The sequence below is a fragment of the Marinobacterium sedimentorum genome, assembly GCF_024267675.1.
GTDB lineage: Bacteria > Pseudomonadota > Gammaproteobacteria > Pseudomonadales > Balneatricaceae > Marinobacterium_A > Marinobacterium_A sedimentorum.
In genome coordinates this window covers 38,368-58,370 of the sequence record NZ_JALDYX010000016.1, presented here as the reverse complement: position 1 = coordinate 58,370, position 20,003 = coordinate 38,368, and the positions used below count along the sequence as shown (strand labels likewise).

18 protein-coding genes and 3 pseudogenes are annotated in these 20,003 nt (G+C 57.9%); 15 read left to right on the top strand and 6 right to left on the bottom strand.

Translation table 11 applies throughout. From position 1 onward, the window contains the following. The first annotated feature begins 33 nt into the window (after nucleotides 1-33). The 3 genes from ycaC to MRS74_RS24115 all read left to right on the top strand — a co-directional run bounded on the left by ycaC (nucleotide 34) and on the right by MRS74_RS24115 (nucleotide 1,547). The gene (gene ycaC, locus MRS74_RS14225) at nucleotides 34-660 is read left to right on the top strand and encodes an isochorismate family cysteine hydrolase YcaC (protein ID WP_254580937.1); all 627 of its coding nucleotides are present in this window, start codon (nucleotides 34-36) and stop codon (nucleotides 658-660) included. Nucleotides 661-736: 76 nt separating this feature from the next. Next, nucleotides 737-1,180: a hypothetical protein gene (locus MRS74_RS24120; RefSeq protein WP_306422002.1), complete on the top strand. Its 444-nt coding sequence runs from the start codon at nucleotides 737-739 to the stop codon at nucleotides 1,178-1,180. Continuing rightward, a complete protein-coding gene (locus tag MRS74_RS24115) occupies nucleotides 1,077-1,547 on the top strand; it encodes an NAD-binding protein (RefSeq protein WP_306422003.1) in 471 nt (156 codons plus the stop codon). Before MRS74_RS24120 ends, MRS74_RS24115 begins: the two co-directional genes overlap by 104 nt. A 57-nt stretch (nucleotides 1,548-1,604) precedes the next feature. On the opposite strand, the gene MRS74_RS14215 is transcribed toward MRS74_RS24115, so the two are convergent. After that, nucleotides 1,605-2,030, bottom strand: coding sequence for a TetR/AcrR family transcriptional regulator C-terminal domain-containing protein (locus MRS74_RS14215; protein ID WP_254580936.1), 426 nt, complete (start codon nucleotides 2,028-2,030; stop codon nucleotides 1,605-1,607). 96 nt (nucleotides 2,031-2,126) lie between these two features. Here MRS74_RS14215 and MRS74_RS14210 point away from each other — a divergent pair. Continuing rightward, nucleotides 2,127-3,114 (top strand): annotated as a pseudogene (locus tag MRS74_RS14210) (IS5 family transposase). A gap of 116 nt (nucleotides 3,115-3,230) precedes the next feature. After that, nucleotides 3,231-3,716 carry a thymidylate synthase gene (locus MRS74_RS14205; protein WP_368671277.1) on the top strand — a complete coding sequence of 162 codons (486 nt, stop codon included), beginning with the start codon at nucleotides 3,231-3,233 and terminating at the stop codon, nucleotides 3,714-3,716. Between the two features lie 30 nt (nucleotides 3,717-3,746). On the opposite strand, the gene MRS74_RS14200 is transcribed toward MRS74_RS14205, so the two are convergent. Next, nucleotides 3,747-4,778: a helix-turn-helix domain-containing protein gene (locus MRS74_RS14200; RefSeq protein WP_254580934.1), complete on the bottom strand. Its 1,032-nt coding sequence runs from the start codon at nucleotides 4,776-4,778 to the stop codon at nucleotides 3,747-3,749. A gap of 354 nt (nucleotides 4,779-5,132) precedes the next feature. On the opposite strand from MRS74_RS14200, the gene MRS74_RS14195 reads away from it, so the two are divergent. From MRS74_RS14195 to MRS74_RS14160, 8 genes and pseudogenes are all read left to right on the top strand, one after another. After that, nucleotides 5,133-6,422, top strand: coding sequence for an ABC transporter substrate-binding protein (locus MRS74_RS14195; RefSeq protein ID WP_254580933.1), 1,290 nt, complete (start codon nucleotides 5,133-5,135; stop codon nucleotides 6,420-6,422). Nucleotides 6,423-6,437: 15 nt separating this feature from the next. Next, on the top strand, nucleotides 6,438-7,208 hold the full coding sequence (locus tag MRS74_RS14190; RefSeq protein WP_254580932.1) for an ABC transporter ATP-binding protein: 771 nt from the start codon (nucleotides 6,438-6,440) through the stop codon (nucleotides 7,206-7,208). Continuing rightward, the gene (locus MRS74_RS14185) at nucleotides 7,195-7,887 is read left to right on the top strand and encodes an ABC transporter ATP-binding protein (RefSeq protein WP_254580931.1); all 693 of its coding nucleotides are present in this window, start codon (nucleotides 7,195-7,197) and stop codon (nucleotides 7,885-7,887) included. Before MRS74_RS14190 ends, MRS74_RS14185 begins: the two co-directional genes overlap by 14 nt. Before the next feature lies 1 nt (nucleotide 7,888). Continuing rightward, complete coding sequence (locus MRS74_RS14180; RefSeq protein ID WP_254580930.1) at nucleotides 7,889-8,755, top strand: branched-chain amino acid ABC transporter permease; 867 nt, start codon at nucleotides 7,889-7,891, stop codon at nucleotides 8,753-8,755. Nucleotides 8,756-8,820: 65 nt separating this feature from the next. Beyond that, nucleotides 8,821-9,771, top strand: a complete 951-nt coding sequence (locus MRS74_RS14175; protein WP_254580929.1) for a branched-chain amino acid ABC transporter permease — start codon at nucleotides 8,821-8,823, stop codon at nucleotides 9,769-9,771. Between the two features lie 98 nt (nucleotides 9,772-9,869). Next, on the top strand, nucleotides 9,870-10,772 hold the full coding sequence (locus MRS74_RS14170; protein WP_254580928.1) for a SphA family protein: 903 nt from the start codon (nucleotides 9,870-9,872) through the stop codon (nucleotides 10,770-10,772). 33 nt (nucleotides 10,773-10,805) lie between these two features. Further along, nucleotides 10,806-11,828, top strand: coding sequence for a carbon-nitrogen hydrolase family protein (locus tag MRS74_RS14165; protein WP_254580927.1), 1,023 nt, complete (start codon nucleotides 10,806-10,808; stop codon nucleotides 11,826-11,828). Nucleotides 11,829-12,028: 200 nt separating this feature from the next. After that, nucleotides 12,029-13,401: pseudogene (locus MRS74_RS14160) on the top strand (IS1182 family transposase). 328 nt (nucleotides 13,402-13,729) lie between these two features. On the opposite strand, the gene MRS74_RS14155 reads toward MRS74_RS14160, so the two are convergent. From MRS74_RS14155 to MRS74_RS14145, 3 genes are read right to left on the bottom strand one after another with little or no spacing between them, the layout of a single operon-like run. Further along, on the bottom strand, nucleotides 13,730-14,650 hold the full coding sequence (locus MRS74_RS14155; protein ID WP_254580926.1) for an SDR family oxidoreductase: 921 nt from the start codon (nucleotides 14,648-14,650) through the stop codon (nucleotides 13,730-13,732). Between the two features lie 42 nt (nucleotides 14,651-14,692). Next, nucleotides 14,693-15,688 carry a glutathione S-transferase family protein gene (locus tag MRS74_RS14150; protein ID WP_254580925.1) on the bottom strand — a complete coding sequence of 332 codons (996 nt, stop codon included), beginning with the start codon at nucleotides 15,686-15,688 and terminating at the stop codon, nucleotides 14,693-14,695. A 28-nt stretch (nucleotides 15,689-15,716) separates the two neighbouring features. Beyond that, nucleotides 15,717-16,190: a DoxX family protein gene (locus MRS74_RS14145; protein ID WP_254580924.1), complete on the bottom strand. Its 474-nt coding sequence runs from the start codon at nucleotides 16,188-16,190 to the stop codon at nucleotides 15,717-15,719. Nucleotides 16,191-16,302: 112 nt separating this feature from the next. On the opposite strand from MRS74_RS14145, the gene MRS74_RS14140 reads away from it, so the two are divergent. Further along, nucleotides 16,303-17,229 carry a LysR family transcriptional regulator gene (locus MRS74_RS14140; RefSeq protein ID WP_254580923.1) on the top strand — a complete coding sequence of 309 codons (927 nt, stop codon included), beginning with the start codon at nucleotides 16,303-16,305 and terminating at the stop codon, nucleotides 17,227-17,229. Between the two features lie 340 nt (nucleotides 17,230-17,569). Here the strand turns inward: MRS74_RS14140 and MRS74_RS14135 are convergent. Next, a pseudogene (locus MRS74_RS14135) lies at nucleotides 17,570-17,707 on the bottom strand (IS5/IS1182 family transposase); the annotation flags it as partial. Nucleotides 17,708-17,997: 290 nt separating this feature from the next. Between MRS74_RS14135 and MRS74_RS14130 the strand changes: the two are divergent. Continuing rightward, the gene (locus MRS74_RS14130; RefSeq protein ID WP_254580979.1) at nucleotides 17,998-19,131 is read left to right on the top strand and encodes an IS110 family RNA-guided transposase; all 1,134 of its coding nucleotides are present in this window, start codon (nucleotides 17,998-18,000) and stop codon (nucleotides 19,129-19,131) included. Nucleotides 19,132-20,003 lie beyond the last annotated feature (872 nt).

The window sequence follows — 20,003 nt, the reverse complement described above, 5'->3', positions numbered from 1 at the left end:
CGCTGGCAAACCAACCGGAACGAGGAATTTATCATGACAACTCCATACGTGAGACTGGACAAGACTCAGGCTGCGGTTTTGCTGGTGGACCACCAGGCAGGTCTGCTTTCTCTGGTGCGGGATATTGAGCCGGATAAGTTCAAGAATAACGTGCTGGCGCTGGCCGACCTGGCCAAGTACTTCGAACTGCCGACCATATTGACCACGAGTTTCGAGACTGGGCCCAACGGGCCTTTGGTGCCGGAGCTGAAAGAGCTGTTCCCCGAGGCTCCCTACATTGCCCGCCCCGGTCAGATTAATGCCTGGGACAACGAGGACTTCCTGGCGGCCGTCAAGGCGACGGGCAGAAAGCAGCTGATCATTGCCGGCGTCGTGACCGAAGTCTGCGTTGCCTTCCCGGCGTTGTCGGCATTGGAGGCCGGTTATGAGGTCTTCGTGGTGACCGACGCGTCCGGCACCTTCAATCCCATCACCCGGGATGCCGCATGGGATCGCATGTCGGCGGCCGGGGCCCAGCTGATGACCTGGTTTGGTGCTGCCTGTGAACTGCATCGGGACTGGCGCAACGATATCGAAGGGCTGGGTGCGCTCTTCTCCAACCATATACCGGACTACCGCAACCTGATCTCCAGCTACAGCACTTTTCAGGGCGGCAAATGATCAGCGCCAGCTGTCAGCTTATTAAAACTTGCTGAGCGAAGAGACCGCGGTAGCAGGCTAGGCGTTCGCCATCCTGTTGTTTCAGGACATCGCCGCCATTCCTCTGATTGCGCTGCTGCCGTTGCTCAGCGGCGTCGGTGCTGGCGAAACGGAGGGTAGCGGCCTGGTGCCTGTGCTCAGGGTGCTCGGCAGCATCGCTATCCTGGTTGTCGGCGGGCGCTCTTTACTGCGACCGGTGTTTCGTATCGTGGCCAAGACCGGCATGCAGGAGGTCTTGGCCGCACCGGCGCTGCTTGTCGTTATCAGGACTGCCTGGCTGATGGATCTGGCTGGGCGGCTGGCCAAGCCGAAGTCGGACCCCGAAGCGATACCGGAGGATTTTCGGGACATTGACGCTGACGAACCTAAGGTCGTCATTGCCGGCATGGGCCGGATGGGCAGATGGTCGCCCGCGTTCTGCACGCGCAGCGTGTGCCTTTTCTGGCGCCCCGTCAGCAAAGCTATTCATTATTACCGCTGATGACCCCGAAACCAGTATCAGGATCGCGGAGCTGGTGCGCCGGCTCTATCCCGGCATCAGGGTGATTGCCAGAGCGCGTAATCGTCAGCATGCGCTCCGGCTGGTCGGCCTGGGCGTGGAGGTTGTACGGGAAAGCTTCCACTCAAGCCTGGAGATGAGTCGAAAGTCTCTGTTAGGCCTGGGGTTGAGCGCCGACCAGGCAGACGCACGGATAAAACGCTTCCAGCGCCATGATGAAGAGCTGCTGAAGGCCCAGCAATTGGTGCATGACGACAAGACTGCCGTTATCCAGACTGCCAGAGACGCCCGTGCGGAGCTGGAGACGCTGTTCGAGTCCGATGTACTCGACGGCTCGGAAAAAGGCTAAGGGGTGCCTCGTGCAGGCGGCGGGTAAAGTAGGCTGGCCAGGTGCGCCTGGCCTCAATCATTCGGTGGTTGGGGCAATGCCCTTGGTGAAGACAGCGATAGCCTCGTCGATCAGCCGTTCCTGCTCAACCGGTGCCGGATTTTCCTGCCCGAGCAAGCTGCGCAACTGGAGTTGGCCGGTTAGGGAGTCGAGAAAAAGGATGGCCCTGGCATGGGCGTCGCCCGGAATAACGAGTCCGGCGCCGTCGGCCCAGATAAAGTACTCGGTGAGGCAGCGGTAGGATGTGGCCGGTACGGCGTTGAAAAAGGTACGGGCTGAGGCCGGTGCCCGGAGTGCCTCGGCGATAATCAGGCGGTGCAGGGCAATGGTGCGGGGTGACAATAGAACCTCGAGAAAGGTGTGTGCGATTGTCGAAAGCGCTTCGCGCAGCGACAGCCTCTTGAGATCCAGATGAGTGAGCGGGGTGACGATTTCCGAACACATCTGCTCGACGATGGCGGCGAAGAGGCCATCCTTGGGAAGGTGTGATCAAGTCCGCTGCGTGAGATGATGCGAGCGCACACGATCGAGGACTTAGAGATGGATCAGCAACTCACATTCGCTGACAGCGAGTTCAGCAACAAGCGCCGCCAGACCCGCAAGGAGAAGTTCCTGGGCCGGATGGACAAGCTGATCCCATGGGCGCGCCTCGAAGCGGTCAACGAACCTCACTACCCCAAGGCCGGCAATACCCATAGGGCACTTCGGCCGTCGGCCTTACCCGTTGTCCATTATGCTGCGGATTCATTGCATGCAGCAGTGGTACAACCTCAGTGATCCGGCCATGGAAGATGCGCTGTACGAGATTGCGTCAATGAGGCTGTTTACTGGCTTGTCGCTGGATAAATCCATCCCCGATCACACCACCATTCTGGAGTTCCGTCACCTGCTGGAGCGCCATGGCCTGGCCCGCCAGATTCTTGAAGAAGTGAATCAGTGGTTGTCTGAAGCCGGTGTGCTGCTGAAAGAGGGCTCGCTAGTCGATGCCACCATTATCGAAGCACCCAGCTCCACCAAGAACAAAACCGGTGAACGTGATCCGGAGATGCATCAAACCCAGAAAGGGAATCAGTGGCACTTCGGCATGAAAGCCCATATTGGTGTAGATGGCCGTACCGGCATCACGCATAGCTTCACCACAACTGCCGCGCATGTGCATGACCTCAATCAAGCGGACCAGTTACTGCATGGTGAAGAGGCGTTCATCTTCGCGGATGCTGGATACCGTGGGGCGGAAAAGCGGGCTGAGCTGAAACACCTTCAGGCTGACTGGCATATTGCCGAGCAGCCGGGACAACTGAAGGCCCTAAAGCAACACCCCCGCATCAATAAGGTCATAATCAAGACCGAGTACATGAAAGCCAGCATAGGGGCGAAGGTTGAGCACCCGTTTCGGGTCATCAAGTGCCAGTTCGGCTTTGTAAAAGCCCACTACCGCGGCCTAAAGAAAAACGATGGCAAGCTGGCGATGTTGTTCGCACTGGTCAACGTTGTGCGCGTGGATCAGATGTTGAGAGCACAGGGTTAATCCGCCTGCATGGCCTGAAAAGGCAGTTGCAGTCGGTTAAAACGGGTAGAAAGTGCTCAGTTTATGACCCTGACGCAGAGGCAATGGCGTTTTAGGGAGCTGGGCGGGACTTATTCATACATTCCCTAGCGAAGTTGGTCGATGACCTGAGCCGGGGAATCGACGACCGGGGCGAGATCCTGAGGTTCTACAACCCCGGTGAATTCCACCTGGGCTGCCTGCGCCCCTGCATGCATACCCATACCTTTTCGCTGTTAGGCGATAGGCTCCACCTGACCTCTTACCAACGCTCCTGTGACGTACCGCTGGGACTCAATTTCAATCAGGTGCAGGTATTTGCGTTGCTTCTGCTGATTGCGCAGATCACCGGTCACAAGCCAGGTAGGCCATACCACAAGATCGTTAATGCCCATATCTACGAGGATCAACTGGATTTGCTACGCAACGTACAGCTCAAGCGCAAGCCCTTTGCGCATTCCCGCTTGGAGATCAATCCCGATATCCGCACCCTGCAGGATTTGGAAACCTGGGTGACGCTGGATGATTTCAGGGTTGAAGGGTACCGGCATCACCCGGCAATCGCCTACCCGTTTTCGGTGTGATCTCCCTGTGGGTGTGCGAGCGGTTGAGGGTCAGGCGAGATAAAACTGGCGATATTCGCTCGGGCTCATGTCGAACTGCTTTCTAAACGCCTTACTGAAGTGCGTCATATCGTTGAATCCATAGGCGAAAGCATAGGTCGAGATATGATTGCCCTGATTTGCAGGGTCTTTTAACAGGCGAGATACTCGATCCAGTCGCCGTTGCCAGATATAGCGGCTCAGCGATGTTCCCTCGCTTTGCAGCAGTTGGTTGATATAGCGGGTCGACATCCGCATCGCCTCGGCAACCTTACTGGGGCTGAGTTCGGGGTCGTGCAGATTGGACTCAACAAAAGATCGGATACGCATAAGCGTTGCGATCTTGCTATCCGACAGAGGTGATTCGCAGCCGCTCAGATGTTCGCCAAGTAGGGCGCTGATCAGGTCTGCCAGGTTATTGGCGACCCTCTCCGACATCGCCTTGTCGAACTGGGGCCGCTGCCCGGCGAGTTGCAAAATGTAACTCTGAACCAGAGGGAACAGCTGGCTGGAGCTGCCAAGGTTGCGTGCAACCAAGCGATCAACACCGGATATGTTCTGCGTGATCATATGACGGGGTATCTGCAATGTCGCCAGGTGAAAGGGCTGGTCGAAACGCAGGTCGTAAGGGCGGGCGGCATTGCAGAGCCAACCCATTCCGGTATGCATATCGGCTGCAGTCAGGTGGGACGTTATGCCGTCCTGTTCAGCGTCGCACAGGCCCGACAGCAGCAGGTTGAAGATTAAGAAGTCTGATTCCGAGTGTTTGATCGTGGAAAGGGTTCGCAATGCGACATGTGGTGTCGCATTGATATCGGACAGTTGTATCTCGCCGATCTGGGTCCAGCGTAGATTGCCCTCGAAAGAGCCCTTGGGCTCGACATCGAAATCCAGTGACACCACTTTGTTGCACACCACTTCTCGCCAGAAATCGACCTTTTCGGTCGGGGTGAGTCCGGATGTGGTGAACAGACCCGCTTTTGCATATTCAGTGATGCCTTGAGTGCCATTGTTGTATTTATCTTTAGACAGTTCGTAGGCCATGTAGAAATACCTCTAGCACAAACCCCACTTTTCCCGCCGGGGCTTGTTGACTACTTTTCAGTTAATTAGATCTGTTCCGATAGTTCCTCATTAAGCAAAAACCATACCCTTATGCGAAACATCATAGGCTGCAGCTGAGCCCGATCAAACTATTTTTACCAAAATTTCATTCCGCTTCCTCTACAGCCAGCTCCCGGTTCTCACAGAACCAACTCTACCGTTTCGACCATGAAAGTGCTCCTGTTTAAGCAAGCTTAGAAGCCGCTTTTAGGGGTAGCTTAAAGCCAATGGGCAACTGCCAGGCGCTAGGTTGCAGTCCGACATTGCACCTTAATATCAGCGGAGTGACTTAAAATGAAGCACGAAAAAAACACGCGGTCGTGCGTGCCCAGCCAGGGGCGTCGGGACTTTCTGAAAACAACAGCAGCACTCGGTACTGTTGCTGCATTTTCCGGGTCCCTAAAGGCGTTCGCGTCATCTGACGTGATACGCATCGGCTACGTCAGTCCCAAATCCGGTCCCTTCGCACCCTTTGCCAAAGCTGATGACTTTATTATAGAGCAGGTACGCCAGTCTCTGGCAGGTGGCTTGACCATCGGCGGCAAGCATTATGACGTTGAGATTCTGGTGCGTGATGACCAGAGCAGCACCGATCGCGCCTCGAACCAGGCCGCCGATCTGATCAATAGCGAAGAGGTTGACCTGATGCTGGCGCAGGTGTCAATCGGTCCCAGCGTACCGCAGCAGTGTGAACTCAATGGTGTGCCCTGTATCAGCACCATGGGCCCCTGGGAGGCCTGGATGTTCCCTATGGGTGGTAAGCCGGATGTGGGCTTCCAATACGCGTATCATTTCTTCTGGGGTGTATTCGATATCGCGCGTGTCTACGAGGGGATGTGGAGCGAGATCCCGACCAACAAGAAGGTTGGCATGCTCTGGTCAAACGACGTGCCGGGGCTGGCGATGGGTGATGCTGAACATGGCATGCCGGCAGTATTCAAGGCCGCCGGATACGAATTGATTGAGGTTGGCAAGTTCCCCGTTGGCGCAGATGACTTTACCGCGCATATCCAGGCCTTCAAGAAAGAGGGTGTGGATATTGTCACCGGCCTGTTCAACCCGCCGGAGTGGGCAACCTTCGTCGCTCAGAGCCATCAGATGGACTTCAAGCCTAAGATCATGACGCCGGCCAAGGCGCTGCTGTTCCCGTCGGGGGTCGAGACGCTGGGTCAGTCAGCCGATCGCATGTCCACCGAAATCTGGTGGACGCCCGCCTATCCGTTCTCCTCCAGCCTGACGGGGCAGACCGCCGAACAGCTGTCCAACACCTACATGAACCAGACCGGACAGGCCTGGACCCAGCCGCTGGGTGTTGCCCATGCACTTTTCGAGGCGGGCATTCAGGCGTTGAAGAACAGTGGTGATCCGAAGAATCCTGACGCGGTGGCCGAGGCGATCGGTAGCATGCAGGTGGATTCGGTTATCGGTCGTCTCGATTTCGCCAATGGCCCGGCGAAGAATGTATCCGGCATGCGAGTTGTCGGCGGGCAGTGGCGCATCGAGGCTGGCAAGCCGGAGATTATGATCACTGACAATCAGATGGCGCCGGAGATTCCTGTTCAGCGCACCTTCGAATCACTGTGAAGCTAGGGTGGCAAGATGTTTCTGGAGTTAGGAGATGTGCGCAAGGCTTATGGGCGGAGTGTCGTCATTCCCGGCCTGAGTCTTGCGGTTGGAGAGGGCGAATTCGTCGGCGTTATCGGTCCCAACGGTGCTGGCAAGTCGACCCTGTTCGGTGTGATATCCGGAGGCCTGGTGGCAGATAGCGGGCAGGTGAAGCTGGCGGGGGCGGATATCTCCCGTATCGATGCGGCCGGTCGTTGCCACCTCGGTATAGCGCGCACCTTTCAGATCCCTCAGCCCTTTCTTGGCTTGACGGTGTACGAGAACGCGCTGGTATCGGCGACCTTTGGCGCCAAGCTGGACGGTCATGAAGCGGAGGCGGCGGCGTGCCAGGCGCTAGAGCAGACCGGCCTGCTGCCGCTGGCCAACAACGCCGCCGACACCCTTACGCTGCTGCAGCGCAAGCGTCTGGAGCTGGCTCGTGCTATCGCTACAAAACCCCGCCTGTTGCTGCTCGACGAGGTGGCCGGTGGCCTGACCGATGCCGAGGTAATTGAGCTGCTTGAGCTGATCGTGCGCATCAACCAAAGCGGTGTCACCGTGCTCTGGATCGAGCATCTGGTACATGCGCTGGTGTCGGTGGCGCAGCGTCTGGTGGTACTGGCGGAGGGGCAGATCGTCGCCGATGGCAAACCGCGTGAGGTACTGGAGGTACCAGCGGTGCGTGAGACCTATCTGGGGTCTGATCTGGACGATGACAACGAAGTGCCCCAGCCGCAATCGGGAGACAGCCATGCTGCGTGTTGAACAGTTATCGGCGTATTACGGCCTGTTTCAGGCTCTGTTCGAGGTTGATCTGAGGGTTGACGAAGGAGAGTGCATGGCGTTGATCGGGGCTAATGGTGCCGGCAAAAGCACACTGCTGCGCTCTCTGGTCGGCGCGGTGAAGGTCAGCGCGGACAGCGTGCAGTTCGACGGCGAGGCGGTTGGCGGCGCATCCGAGCGCAAGCAGCTCAAGCGCGGCATTACGCTGGTACCGGAGGGGCGTCGGCTGTTCCCGAGCCTCAGCGTGAGGGAGAACATAGAACTGGCCCAACGCCACGGGCGCCCCGGCAGGTGGGATACGGAACTGCTGTTCCAGGAGCTGCCGGCGCTTGCCGAGGTGCAGAACCGTCCTGCCACGGCGTTGTCCGGCGGCCAGCAGCAGCTGGTTGCCATCTCCCGTGCCCTGGTCACCAACCCCCGTCTGCTGCTGTGCGACGAGGTCTCGCTGGGCCTGTCTCCCTATGCAGTGGATGAGGTGTACCGGCTGCTGAACATGGCACGCCAAGACGGTATGTCGGTGGTATTGGTGGAGCAGAACGTACAGCGGGCGCTGGCGGAAGCGGACCGCTTCTACTGTGTGCAGAAGGGGCGGGTCGTGCTTGATGGCGTGGCGGCCGAAGCTGACCACCATGCCGTGGCAAATGCCTATTTTGGAGTCTGAAATGCTGAGTTTGCTTGAAACACTCATCAACGGTCTGCTGCTTGGCGCCCTCTATGCGCTGTTCGGCATAGGCCTGAGTCTGAGCCTTGGCGTGATGCGCATGATCAACATCGCCCACGGTGACCTGATCGTTCTGGGGGCCTACCTGTCCAGCGTGATCGTGCTGAACACCGATCTTGATCCCCTATCGTCGCTGCTGATCGTCATTCCGATGATGTTCGTGATCGGCTGGCTGCTGCAGAAGCTGCTGTTCAACCGCGTGATGGGGCGCGACCCGCTCTCTCCACTGCTATTGACCTTCGGTCTGTCGATCGTGATCCAGAACCTGTTGCAGGAGCTGTTCTCGGCAGACACCCGCAGCCTGCCTGCCGGTGATCTGGCATTGCAGGGGATAGAGCTGGGTGGCGTCAATATCGGTGTACTGCCGCTGATATCCGCCGGAATCAGTGTGCTGGCGTTCCTGTTTGTAGCTCACCTGATCAACCGATCACCGATAGGTTCTGCCGTGCGCGCGGTGGCGGATGATCAGGAGACCGCGCGTCTGGTGGGTGTCAACGACCGCCGTCTGTTCGCCTATATGGCCGGGTTCGTGCTGGTAACAGTGGCGGTGGCGTCGGTGCTCTACGGCATGCGTACACCCTTTTCCCCCACCGCGGGCCCCGAACGCCTGATCTACTCCTTTGAAGCGGTGGTACTGGGCGGACTGGGCAATCTCTGGGGCACCTTCTTCGGAGGCCTGATTATCGGTGTCGCACAGCTGCTCGGTGCGCGCATCGATACCGGTCTGGGACCCTTCTTCGGTCATCTAGTGTTCCTGGTCGTATTGATCGCCCGCCCCGAAGGGCTGTTCAAGGCGGGCAGGGCATGAACTTGCAGGTAAACGGCATGCGTTATTCATCTTCGGACGTAACAGCGTCAAAGCGTGGAGTGGCAATGAAGAGCAGCAAGATACTGGCCATGCTAGTGCTGCTCGGCGTACTGGTCGCGCTGCCCTGGATCGGCGGATACGCGACCCAGCGCTTGATGGTCGAGGTGTTTACCCTCTATGCCATCGCACTGGCCTGGAATCTGTTGGCCGGGTATGGCGGTATCGTTGCCGTTGGGCAGCACGTATTTATCGGCATCGGGGCTTACTCCCTGTTCTTCCTCTCCACCTCGTTCGGTCTCAACCCCTGGTTGATGCTGCCCGCTGCAGTCGTCATAACGGCGCTGTTTGCCCTGCTGTTCGCGCTGCCGATGTTTCGGTTGCGCGGTGCCTACTTCGCGGTCGGTACCTGGGTGTTGGCGGAGATCACACGCATCGCCGTGCTCAATAGCGACTGGCTGGGTGCCGGTGCCGGCATGCCGTTGAGCACCATGATGGGTATCACCCGCTGGCTGCGCAATGCCGGTATCTACTGGGCCGCATTGGCGGTGGGCGTAGGCTCGCTGGGGGTGGTCTGGTGGTTGCTGCGCGGACGTCTTGGCCTGGCGCTGCTCAGCGTACGCGATAACGAAGCGGCGGCTGCCGCCAGCGGTGTCAACGTGCTGCGCACGAAGGTGATCCTCTGGCTGGTAGCGGCGGCAATCACCGGTTTGGCGGGCGCCGTCGCCTATATGAACACCCTGCAGGTTACGCCTTCTGCCAGCTTCAGTCTGAACTGGACCGCTGCGGCGATCTTTATCGCGGTACTCGGCGGTATCGGCACGCTTGAGGGGCCGTTGATTGGCGTGCTCGTCTACTTCTTGCTGCGCGAGATGTTCAGCAGTTACGGCAGTTGGTATTTCATCGTGCTGGGCTGCATCGCGATCCTGACCATGCTGCTTGCCCCAGGCGGTGCCTGGAGTCTGCTGACCCGACGACGGCCACTCGATCCCTTCGGGATACGCAGAATGTTGTCCTGATCCGTTAACTCCGCTCCTTAATCGATAAACCTGAAGCCTTGGTCGGCGCAACCGCGCCGATCCGAGACTCCTTACGCCCTAAAAACAGGAAAAACCTGATGAAAGCAGTAAATCTGTGCACTAACGCACTGTTGGCCGCCGGTGTTTTGATGGGTGCCGCATCCAATACTTACGCGGCTGAAGGCGGTGGTTCCACCTACCCTGCCGGCGGTGACAACTTTCTGATGGGGGCCGTACCGCCGCCTGGCTTTTATACGCTGATCTTCGGTAACGCCTACCGGGCCGATGAGTTTTTGAATAGCGATGGCGATAACGTCGCACCTGACGACTTCAAGATCACCGCTAACGTCGTAGCGCCGCGTTTGGTCTGGTCCACCCCCTATGAGATCGGCGGCGGCACCCTGGTTATGCACGGTATCTTCCCGCTGGTCGATCTGAAAGTTGAGGCCGGCGGTGCCAGCGATCACAAACAGGGGCTGGGCGACGTGATCTTTGGCCCGGGTATCGTCTACCACTACTCGGAAAAGCTGCACGGTGTACTGGGCGTCGACTTCGTCGCGCCGACCGGTGACTACGATAGCGGCGACCTGGCCAATATCGGCCGTAACTATTGGTCTACCATCGGCCTGTACAGCATGTCCTATATCGATCCGAAAGGATTCAACGGCGACTTTAAGGCCAACCTGATCTTCAACGAGGAGAACGACGCGACCAACTATAAAACGGGTACGGAACTCGTTGTTGATTACGCGGTTGGTTACGGCCTGGGTAACGGTTGGACCCTGGGCGCCAGCGGCTACTGGTACAACCAGCTGCAGAACGACAAGCAAAATGGCAGCACCCTGTCCGACTCGAAGAGTAAGGCGTTCTCGATCGGTCCCTCGGTTAAATACATGAATGACAAAGGTTGGGTATTTACCGCGAAATACGAGGAGGAGGTGTATGCACGCAATCGCCCCTCCGGTTATGCCTTCCGCTTGAAAACCTCCATCCCGTTTTAATTAAGTAACGTATTAATCCAAAAGGTGTCTGTTATGGGTATTCAACATCCGAAATATAAAGTCGCAGCGGTACAGGCGGCGCCCGCTTTTCTCGATCTCGATGCATCGGTGGATAAAACCATCGCGTATATCGAGGAAGCCGCCGCTTCCGGTGCCAAGCTGGTCGCCTTTCCTGAATTGTGGATTCCCGGTTATCCCTGGTGGGTTTGGCTGGGTACCACCGCTTGGGCGATCCGGAAAGGGTTCGTGCAGCGTTACTTCGATAATGCGTTGAGTTACGGCAGCCCTGAGGCCGATCGGATCCGCGAAGCGGTCCGCCGCAATAACATTACCGCCGTGATCGGCCTGGCCGAGCGCGAAGGCGGTACCTTGTACATCGCGCAGTGGCTGCTGGGGCCTGATGGCGAGACCCTGGCGCAGCGCCGCAAGATCCGGTCAACCCACCAGGAGCGCACCGTGTTCGGCGAGGGTGACGGCAGCGATCTGGCGGTGCATGACACAGAACTGGGCCGTCTTGGTGCACTGAACTGCTGGGAAAACATCCTGTCGATGAATAAATACGCGATGTACTCCCAGCATGAGCAGATACATGTCGCATCCTGGCCCAGCTTCTCCACCTATGATCCCTTTGCCCATGCGCTTAGCTACCATGTTAACAACGCCGTGAGCAAGGTCTACGCAGTTGAAGGTTCCTGCTTTGTGATCGCGCCCAGTTCGGTCTTCTCTCAGGAGATGCTCGATATGCTGTGTGATACGCCGGATAAGCTCGACCTGGTGCATGTCGGTGGGGGGCATACCGTGATCTTCGGACCGGACGGTAGCCCGCTGTGTGACAAACTGCCGGAAGACCAGGAGGGTATACTGTACGCGGATGTGGACCTGGGCATAATCGGTGTTGCCAAGAACGCCATGGATCCGGTGGGGCATTACTCACGTCCCGATGTGACCCGCCTGTTGTTCAACAAAAAGTCTCAACGCGTGGTCGAGCATATGGCGCTGCCGATAAACCAGGTCGATACAGAGGGTAATGAGCAGGAGGATAGCGTGAGCTCATGATACTCCCCATCTACCTAGGTAGATCTAGTTCATCGGCCTTTCACCTTTGCGGTGTCTGATTTATCAGACACCGCTTTTTTTTGTTGTCTCTCTTAAACCTGCTCCCATGGAAGTGGTGATCGTCTGCTCGAGGCTAGCAGCCTGTCGGTCTTTTCCACCTTTGCCGGTAGAATGGCACATCCTTGCTGGAGCCCGATTTCATGAGCCGCTTTCGACCGATTGACCGCGACACCGACTACCTGCTTCCGCCCTCGATACAGGACTGGGTGCCCGCGTCGCATTTGGCGCGCTACATTGTGGATGGAGTCGAAGGACTGGACTTGTAGGAGCTGGAGCGCGCCTATGCGGGGCGGGGCAGCGCGGCTTACCACCCGGCGCTGCTGCTTCGTTACTGATCTACGGGTATGCAACAGGCACCTTCTCCAGCCGCAGGATCGAGCAGGCCACGTACGACTCGCTGGCCTTTCGCTTCATCGCCTGCGATCAGCACCCGGACCACGACACCCTGGCCAGCTTTCGCCGTCGCTTCGGCGCGCCATTCGCGGCGATCTTCGTGCAGGTGTTGGAAGTCGCCCGCGAGAACCGGCTCTCGCGTTTTGGCACCCTGAGCCTGGATGGCACCAAGCTCCACGCCAATGCCTCGCGGCACAGCGCGCTGTCGTATGGGCACGCCGAGAAGATCGAGGCCCGGCTTAAGGCCGAAGTCCAGGAGCTACTCGATCTGGCGAAGGCCGCCGACCAAAACACTGTGCCCGACGGGGTCAGCCTGCCTGAGGAGATCCAGCGGCGTGAAGACCGCCTGGCCGCTATCGCGGCGGCCAAGGTCAAGATCGAAGCGCGCGCAAGGGAGCGCTTCGAGCGAGAGCAAGCCGAGTACCTAGCTAAAATGACCAAGCGCTAGGCCAGGGAAAAAGCCACCGGAAAAAAGCCCGGAGGCAAGCCGCCAAAGCCGCCCCAGCCGGGCCCACGCCCGAACGATCAGGTTAATCTGACCGATGAAGACTCCCGCATCATGAAAGTTGCCGGAGGTGGGTTCGAACAGTGTTATAACGCCCAGGCGGTGGTCGATGCCGAGTCCTTGCTGATCCTGGCGGCTCAGGTGACGCAGGCGGGAAATGACAAGCAGCAGGTCGAGCCGATGCTGGCCAAGCTGCAATCGCTCCCCGAGGGGCTGAACCAGCCTGAGCATTTACTGGGCGATACCGGCTATTTCAGCGCGCAGAATGTCGGCGCCTGTCACCGCGCAGGAACCGCGCCGCTGATCGCCGTCGGGCGCGACGAGCACCACCCGCACTGGCGCGAGCGTTTCGAGGAGCCGGCACCGCTGTCAGCGTCAGCCAGCCCGGTCGAGCATATGAAGCGTACGCTGAAAACCAAAGCCGGCCGGGCGCTCTACGCGCTCAGAAAGCAGACGGTCGAACCGGTGTTCGGCATTATCAAATCGGTGATGGGCTTTAGCCAGTTCCTGCTGCGCGGACTGGCGAATGCCGGGAACGAATGGACGCTGGTGTGCCTTGCATGGAAATTGAAACGCATGGCCGTCTTGCGCTCGAACTCCGCCCAATGGGATTAAAAGGCAGGGAATTTCGCTCGTCGGAAGCGAATCCGCGCGATGAAAGACTGAAATTCGCACCAATATAGTGCGATTTGCAATAACGAGCGGCGCTTGGCTATCACAAGAGCATCAAGTCCGACAGGCTGCTAGGGGGATGCCCATCTTCAGCATTTTGGAAATCGGAGGAGAGCGGTGGGTCTGCTCGGCTTCTCGATTCAGCGAAAATCACGGGTTTATCGAGGTGCCCGGTAGTGTTTCGGCATCACGGACTCCTGGCATGATCTCAGCAAATAAGCGGCGCCCAACCCTGTAGGGAGAAAAGAACAGGGAGGGCGCCTAAGGTGGGTTATATAAACAGCGCTTTATTGGCCTGGGCGTAACCGCTTAGTTTGGTCAAGGGGCGGCCTAGCAGCTTCTCTCCGTCGGGGGATACCACCGCCGCTTGGTTGGAGGCGAACAGATCTAACAGCTCCAATAAGCCTTTGGCCTGCCATTCGGGCCATCCGCTGTCGAGCAGCGAAGCCAGGGTGGTTGCTTCATCCGGGGAGACGTAGCCCACCGACTTGCCGGTCACATCGCTGAACACCTTGGCAATATCCTGGCCCGAGAGAAGCTCGGGGCCTGTTATGTTGTACGCCTGGCCCTCGTGCCCTTCGGTTGCCATGATATTGGCGGCGATCTCGCCGATGTCGGTGATGCTAAGCGGGGCAAACTGACCGTCGCGAACGCCAAAGTAAAGGGTGCCCTGCTTGATGCCTTCGGCCCAGCCGGCAAAGTTTTCCTGGAAGAAGATGGTCCGCAGATGGGTCCACTTCAGACCGGATGCCTCGAGGTATTTCTCGCCGGCACGGAACTGCTTGGCGAATAGAATCGCTTCGTACTCGGCGCCCACCACCGAGTAGAACAGCACGTGCTCGACGGTGCCGGCGGCTACTGCAGCATCGATCGCGTGCTTGGCCTGCTGCTCGCGATTCTCGACATTACCGAGGATCAGGAACAACTCTTGAACCCCTTCAAAGGCGGCGGACAGAGTTTCAGGCTTGTCGAGGTCCAGAATGGTGGTCTCGATACCTGGGAACTGCGCCGTCAACGTATCGGCCTTCTCTTGGGAGCGCACACCGGCGCGGATGGTGAAGCGGTCCTGATGCTTTTCGGTCAGGGATTTAATCGTTGCGACGCCGTTGTTGCCGGCTGCGCCGATGATCAGAAGTATGGGTTTGCTCATCTTTTTCTTTCCTATCAGTTGGTTAATGATGTTTTTCAACATGGCGTTAGTCTCGTTAAGTTTCGGGGTTTGTCTCTAGAAGCATTAAGCGGCGCTGCATCCGGCTAGGTGATCGCGGCCGTGTGCACCCTGCAGGTGCAGTCGAGGCCCGGCAGGCACAATCCCGGTGGGGTTGATGGTGAGGTGACTGCGATAATAGTGATCCTTGATGTGCTGCATGTTTACTGTCGAGGCAACCCCCGGCCACTGGTACAGCTCACGCACATAGCCCCACAAGTTCGGATAGTCCTCGACCCGGCCAAGATTGCACTTGAAGTGGCCGTGGTAGACGGCGTCGAAGCGGATCAGCGTGGTAAACAAGCGCCAGTCAGCCTCGGTGACTCGGTTGCCCAGCAGGTAGCGTTGTTTCGCCAGACGCTTCTCCAATTGCTCGAGTGCGTCAAACAGGGGGTAGACCGCTTGCACATATGCTTCCTGGGTGGTGGCGAATCCGGCTTTATAGACCCCGTTATTGATGCTGTCGTAGATCCAGTCATTTAGGTCATTTATCTCAGCGCGCAGATCTTTCGGATAGAAATCCCCCGGCGTCGCTCCCAGATGGTCGAACGTGCTGTTGAGCATCCGGATGATGTCCGCCGACTCGTTGCTGACGATGGTGTCACGCTGCTTGTCCCAGAGCACCGGAACCGTGACCCGGCCGGTATAGTCGGGTTGCGCCTTGCAGTAGATCTGGTGAAGATGGTCGGCGCCGTGCAGCGCATCGCCCGTTGTTCCTTCGTCTTGCTCGAAAGTCCAGCCCTGCTTGGCCATCAGCGGGTGAACCACCGATACCGTGATCATCGACTCCAACCCCTTAAGGCTGCGGAATATCAGGGTGCGATGGGCCCAAGGGCACGCCAGCGACACGTAAAGGTGGTAGCGTCCTGGCTCGGCCTTAAATCCGTCTTCGCCAGTGGGGCCGGCCGTGCCGTCCTTCGTGATCCAGTTGCGGAACTGGGCTTCGCTACGAACGAAGCGGCCGTTGGTGGATTGGGTGTCGTACCAGCGGTCGAACCACTGCCCTTCGATTAGCAGGCCCATCGTTGGCTCCTTATCTGTATCTGTCGGGTTAAAAATGGGTGTCTTGTGCAGTACCGAATTTTTGGGCTTGGCTTAAGTGGCGATCGAGCGACAGCGCGCCGGCGCCGTTAACGGCCAGGGCGACGGAGATGGCCAGCAGTGACAGGGCGAATTCGTAGCCGTTGTTACTCATAAACAGACCGTTGCTTGCGTGGACAGCAAAGATAGCCACCAGCATGGTGAAGGCCAGTACCACTGACGCAGGTCGTACCAGCAGACCGACCAGCAGAGCGATGCCGCCTAAGAATTCGGCACTGCCAGCGCCCAGGGCCATCAGGTAGCCCGGTTCGAGGCCGGTCGAAGCCATCCACTGACCGGTGCCTTCCAGGCCGTAGCCGCCGAAGGAGCCGAACAGTTTTTGGGCGCCGTGGGCGGTAAAGATAATGCCTGCAGGCAGGCGAAGCGCCAGGCTGCCCAAGCTGTTGTCAGTGGTTAATATGCGGTTGATAAGTGAGCTGTTCATAGTTAGTCTCCGTAGATGGATCAGTGCTGTTGATTTATGGTTCCACTATATCTACTAGTATCAATAAAAAATAACGGAGTGATTTGGTCTAAAAGATCAGTCAATTTGAACAATGTACTCACCCATTACGCTTGATGCCCTTCGTACACTGGATGCCATCGACCGTCGCCGCAGTTTTGCCGCTGCAGCAGATGAACTGTTTCGCGTGCCTTCTGCGGTTTCCTACACCATCAGCAAGCTGGAGAATGATCTGGGGGTTGAGCTGTTTGACCGCAGCCGGCGCAAGGCGGAGTTGACAGCCGTCGGTCGTCTGCTGCTGGAGCAGGGGCGCCAAATACTGACTGCCACTGAAGAGCTAACCGCAATGGCCAAGCAGGCGGCGGATGGTTGGGAGATGGAGCTGCGTATCTGTATTGATTCGGTGCTCAAGTGTGATCCGATCTACGACCTGATTGAGGCGTTCCAGAAGGTGCAGCCCCGTACTGAAGTAAGGTTGATCGAAGAGGTTCTTGGAGGAACCTGGGATGCACTTAATGCTGAACGTTGCGACATCGTCATCGGCGCTGAGGGCGATCCTCCTTCCCAGGGCTTCGGGATTCACGCACTGGGACAGGTGCTGTTCGAGTTTGCTATCGCAGCAGGGCACCCTCTCACCAAGATGCCTCAGCCGCTGCCGCTGTCGGCGATTCAGGACTATCCCATCGTGGTGGTGGCGGATAGCTCACGCTATCTGCCGGCCCGCTCTACCGGTTTGCTGGATGGGCGCTCTCGGATTGTGATGCCTTCGATCGAGCGAAAGATTGAGGCGCAATGCAAAGGCCTCGGGGTTGGTTATCTTCCTCGTCACCGAATAAATGAAGAGCTAGAAAGCGGCCGCCTGGTGTCGATTCAGTTGGAGGAGCCCCGTCCTCCTCAGTCGCTCTCGGTCGCTTGGCGAAATACCAACAAGGGGAAAGGGCTTAAGTGGTTTATCAGTCGGCTGAAAAAGATGTATTTTGGGGCTGACCAAGGGCTTTGTACGTTACCAGAAAAAAGGTAACTCGCATCAACGCATGTCGATTTCAATGAATCGCTACCAGTGCCGAGGCATCTGTCGTAGTTCTGCTACCGATTCAATAACCGGTGCGACATCTGGGCACCGCGATTAACCGATAATTTTTGCTGCATTGAGCATCGACCTTACGGTGACGGCGGTAACCTGTGCACTTCCCCGGCAAATGAAGGTTTATTCCATTAGATTGAGGCCTATCCGTAGTTCGAATCACGCCTGCTGGGCGCCATTCGCCCCACGGCGGCCACCAGAAAGCCTCGATTCCAGCTCGGCACAAATCCACCAACCGCTTCAGGTTGTAGCAGGTCGCCATCATCGTCACATGAGCAACAGCCGCTGCCAGGGCGGAAAAGTCGATGTGCAGATTGATCTCCGCCGGAGGATGATCGCCCAGGCGGTCGATCTTTTCCCGGTGCTGATCGGCGGCAAACAAATCAGTCTCGATGGCGCTGCGTGGCTTCTTCATCGGTGTCAGTTCGTGGCTGTATCAGACGCTGTGAATTTTACCCAAGGGTACTGCCGGCCCGGGAGGTTTTTCGAGGTGCCCTTTTGTACTTGCCGTCTTAGCGTCCCCAGTTAAGCCTGTATGGACATCACTCTAGACATGATGTTTTGACCTGCCCTACCTCAACGCTCGTGGATTACCATGGCCGTTGAGCAAACAAACACTGTGGCAGAGCCACATTGAGGAGGGCAGGCATGAAAGAGTTTAACGCAAACGACGTCAGAATCGAGACTGCATAGGCCTTGGCGGTTGTGCAGGATGGGGCGCGATCGGATTTCTACAGCCTCTACGTCGGACTGGATGTGCATAAGGAGACCATTGCCGTTGCCGTGGCTCGACCAGGACGCGGTGAGCCTGATTACCGCGGCGAGATCCCCAACAGGCCGAAGACCGTGGAGAAGCTGATCCGACAGCTCAGTGAACAGGCGGATGGCGGTGTTGTGTTGTTCTGCTACGAGTCGGGGCCTTGCGGGTATGGACTGTACCGGCAGATCATCGCCTCGGGTCATGACTGTCAGGTGGTGGCGCCGTCGCTGATTCCGCGCAAGCCAGGCGAGCGGATCAAGACCGATCGGCGGGATGCGCTCAAACTGGCCCGGCTGCTGCGCTCGGGTGACCTGACGGCCATCTGGGTCCCCGACCAGGAACAGGAAGCCATGCGTGACCTGACCCGCGCCCGGGATGACATGAAGGCGCGGCAGCAGCTCAGCGCCTTCGTTCTGCGGCACTGCCACAGCTGGCCCAAAGGCAAAACCCGTTGGACCCAGACACACTACAACTGGCTGGAGTCGCTCAAGTTCGCGCACCCCTGGCAGCAGGTGGTGTTGCAGGAGTACATCGATGCCGAGAAGGCGGCGTCCCAGCGCGTCACCGACCTCACCACCTCGATGATGCAGGCCCTGGTGCAGTGGTCGCTGGCACCGGTGGTGGACTCGCTGGTCGCCCTGCGCGGGATCGACAAGATCGCGGCGATGGTTCTGCTGGCGGAACTGGGCGATATCAGCCGCTTTACGTCTCCACGGCAGCTGATGGCGTATCTGGGCCTGGTGCCCAGTGAGCACAGCAGCGGTCCCCGACGGCGCCAGGGCGGAATCACCCTGACCGGCAATGGTCATGCCAGACGCATGTTGGTCGAGTCGGCTTGGAGCTACCGCTTCCCGGCGCGCCAGACGATGCACCTGAAACGCAAGGCGGTGAACGCCAGTGACGAGGCCAAAGCTATCGCCTGGCGTGCCCAGACGCGGTTGTGCGGGCGTTACCGTACGCTGACGCAGGCGGGCAAGAACACCAAGCTGGTCTGCGTGGCGATTGCACGGGAGCTGGCCGGTTTTATCTGGGATGTGGTCAGGCACGAGATGCCACGGCTCGCACGTCCGGCGACCTAAGCGATGGCAGAGCCCCAGCAGGAAAAGAAAAGCGGTTAAGCAGGAGGACCAACAGGCGCGTTGACTCAGGGCATACCGGGCCGGTGTGGAGAACCCTTGTCCGGGTTAGACCGGCATCAGTCAACAGGATAATCCCTGCGGGACATTCCCGGCTGATGATCCCTGCTATTAGAGAAAGGCCAGTTCTACGACGTAGTGAAGTCTGATGGTAGCCAATCCACGTATATCAGCAGGATCCACCGTCGTAATATGCCGGGTGTGCCTTGAGCCAATGCGCTTGAAACCGAAAAGATGCAAGTAACCGTTGACAGGTCAAAACATATCAACCCGCCGGGTTAATAAAACTGACTTCGTTGTTCCAAGCAAAGCATGGCCAGATATGAATCCGCATCTTACTTTTTCCTTCGATCTCAGTGTGGAATTCGGGTGATTCGCAAGTGAGCGGGGTGTAGCCGAATCAGCGCTTTAGTTGTGGTGTACTGTCGACTGAGGAGTTCGGTAGGAACCACCGTCTAAGGAAGCACGAGTCCCGGACTATTGGCAACCGCTTCACGCGTGGCGTATTTCGCATTCCTTGGGTATATGGAAGATCGACAGTTTCCTATCCTTCACACTTGCGTATCTTCAACACATTTGTATTGTTCGATAAGGCACCGGGAAAGGGGGGGCTGTGTCTTTGGCGTGAGGTTGCTTTATCGCCTGAACAGGGTGCGATTCGATATGGCATGGGTGGTGTTCGTACTGCTTAGTAGCCATGGGGCCTATGGCGTTATCAACGAAATCAGAGGAACAAGTAAGCAGTCGGTAACGCTTACGGGCCAGTTGTATGATTCCGTAACCGATTAAAGGTGTGAGCGCAGTGTAGAAAAGAG